We start from the raw sequence: 385 nt of genomic DNA, 5'->3' as shown, positions 1-385 counted from the left end.
GTTCGGACTGGCTGAATTACAATACCGGCTGGTGGCGTGGCCTGAACCCCGATGGCGGGCACCGCAAGTGGGGCTATATTTTATGGGATAATGACGCCACATTTGATTTCTACATCAACTATACCGGCATACCCAACACCGATGCCGATGCCCTGCCCTGTAACCCGGAAGTGCTGGTCAATCAGCCCTGGTCCGACCCGGAAGGCCACATCACGATCTTAAATAAATTGCGGGAAAACCCGGAGTTCAACCAGTACTACATCACCCGGCAGGCCGATTTGCTGAACACCGCGTTCAGCTGTGAAACCATGCTTAACTACCTCGATACCATCGAGACGATCCTGTCGCCGGAAATGGCCCAGCACGCTGACCGCTGGTTTGGTAC

General features: G+C 54.5%; 1 protein-coding gene. It reads left to right on the top strand.

Features of this window, described 5'->3' with window-relative positions; genetic code table 11:
• Positions 1-385: CotH kinase family protein (locus I6F37_RS44595; RefSeq protein ID WP_225155071.1), on the top strand; the 385-nt coding region annotated here is incomplete at both ends.

This window comes from Bradyrhizobium sp. NBAIM08 (assembly GCF_020193935.1).
Taxonomy (GTDB): Bacteria; Pseudomonadota; Alphaproteobacteria; order Rhizobiales; family Xanthobacteraceae; genus Bradyrhizobium; species Bradyrhizobium yuanmingense.
Note: the sequence above shows the minus strand (reverse complement) of the source record. Positions and strands in the feature narration are given on the sequence as shown.